The 1966-nt window shown below is 57.0% G+C and carries 1 protein-coding gene and 4 tRNA genes; all 5 read right to left on the reverse strand.

The genetic code is table 11. From position 1 onward, the window contains the following. Positions 1-36 precede the first annotated feature (36 nt). Positions 37-112: transfer RNA gene (locus tag AC4FAH_RS02025), tRNA-Asn, on the reverse strand. A 97-nt stretch (positions 113-209) separates the two neighbouring features. Continuing rightward, a tRNA-Asn gene (locus tag AC4FAH_RS02030) sits at positions 210-285 on the reverse strand. A 78-nt stretch (positions 286-363) separates the two neighbouring features. Beyond that, a tRNA-Asn gene (locus tag AC4FAH_RS02035) sits at positions 364-439 on the reverse strand. 174 nt (positions 440-613) lie between these two features. Next, a tRNA-Met gene (locus tag AC4FAH_RS02040) sits at positions 614-690 on the reverse strand. A gap of 86 nt (positions 691-776) precedes the next feature. Next, entirely contained in the window at positions 777-1730 is a 954-nt protein-coding gene (locus AC4FAH_RS02045) for a choline ABC transporter substrate-binding protein (RefSeq protein ID WP_404813662.1), read from the reverse strand. Positions 1731-1966 lie beyond the last annotated feature (236 nt).

The following is a 1966-nucleotide window of genomic DNA, read 5'->3' on the forward strand; positions in this document are numbered from 1 at the left end:
CAACAGAGAACACGAGGGGAAGCAGGGAAGTGATATTGGCTCCTCGAACAGGACTCGAACCTGTGACCCAATGATTAACAGTCATTTGCTCTACCAACTGAGCTATCGAGGAACAACAAAATATCGATCGATATCAGGGCGATATCGAAGCTGACGACGAGGAACTCATCTATCAGCGTCATTTCCGGCATTGGCAGGAAGCCTTGGATTGGCTCCTCGAACAGGACTCGAACCTGTGACCCAATGATTAACAGTCATTTGCTCTACCAACTGAGCTATCGAGGAACAACCGGAAATCCATCTGTCAGTGACATCATCATGGATGCTATCAGGCTGACATTTCAAGCATGCTGCATGTGCTATTGGCTCCTCGAACAGGACTCGAACCTGTGACCCAATGATTAACAGTCATTTGCTCTACCAACTGAGCTATCGAGGAACAACCTTGAACACGCGACGAATTATACGGAAATACTCAATGGCGTCAACCACCTTCGGCCATTCAGACCACCGCAGAACTCGCTCGATTCCTCCTGCCGGATCCACCTCCGAAAGCGCACGAAGCGACATCCAGATGTGACAAGGCCCGCACGGATGCAGGCCTTGGAATCACTGGTGGCTACACCCTGATTTGAACAGGGGACCCCATCATTATGAGTGATGTGCTCTAACCAGCTGAGCTATGTAGCCACACGACGAGGCGTATATTGCAGGTCAGGCTGCTGAATTGCAAGCACTTTTTATCAAAAGCTCAACAGACGAGCCCGACGGGCCGATCAGATACCCAGCGATGTCTTCACCGCGGCAAGGCCAGGCTGCCCCTCCACGGTCTCGACTCCCTTGAGCCAGGCCTCCAGCACCTGCGGGTTCTGCTTGAGCCAACTGGCCGCCGCATCATCCGGGTCTTCGCCGCCATCCATGATGTCGCCCATCAGCTGGTTTTCCATCTCCAGGGTGAACTCGAGATTGGAAAGCAGGGCCCCGACGTTGGTGCATGCTTCGCTGTAGCCCGCGCGAGTATTGGTATACACCGTCGCACCACCCAGATTCGGCCCGAAGTAATCATCGGCCCCTTCCAGATAGCCCATCTCGAAGCGGGTATTCATCGGGTGCGGTTCCCAACCGAGGAACACGACCCACTCCTCGGCGGCAATCTTCGACTTCACTTCCGCCAGCATGCCGGCTTCCGAAGAATCGATCATCTCGAACTCGCCCATGCCGAAGGCGTCGTCATCGATCATGTCGGCAATGATCATGTTGCCGTCGTTGCCCGCCTCTATCCCGTAGATGCGACCATCAAACTTCTCGAGATTGTCGGCAAGGTCCGCCACCGAGGTCACGCCGGCATCCAGCACGTACTGCGGCACCGCCAGGGTGTATTTCGCGCCCTCCAGATTGGCGCGCGGGCGATCGACCTGCCCCTTGTCGATGTAAGGGTCACTGATGGAGGCCATCGACGGCATCCAGTTGCCCAGGAAGACATCGAAGTCATCATTCTTCATGCCGGCATAGGCGATCGGCACCGAGATGGTGTCAGAGGTCGTCTCATAGCCCAGCCCCTCCAGCACGGCACGCGTCAGAGCGGTGGTGGCCGTGATGTCCGTCCAGCCGACTTCGGCGAAACGCACCGTGCGACATTCTTCCGACACGGCGGCCTGGGCCTGATTCGCCATGACCGGCACGGCGATGACGCCCAGTGCCAACAGCACCTTACCAGGTGATCGTTTCATGCTAACCCCTTGTTTTATTGTTCGTTGTCATTCAACTCTCGACCATCGGCGCAACGTTCAACCTACGTTGAGATCGACATGCTGCCCCTCCATGTTCTACCGCACTGTAGCGCTTTTACCAACCGGCCTCGCCAACCCACAGTCTTGAACGCCCGCCTGTCGCTGGCCGCCACCGGCCCTCGATGCCTCGCCCGCCTCCCCCTCCTGACCATCCCTGACCGCCCCCTGACCGCCCC

The sequence above is a fragment of the Cobetia sp. genome (assembly GCF_983723665.1).

Excerpts from the sequence above, each read along its gene's own strand:
- AC4FAH_RS02045 (WP_404813662.1), bottom strand. The coding sequence starts at position 1,730 with ATGAAACGATCACCTGGTAAGGTGCTGTTGGCACTGGGCGTCATCGCC.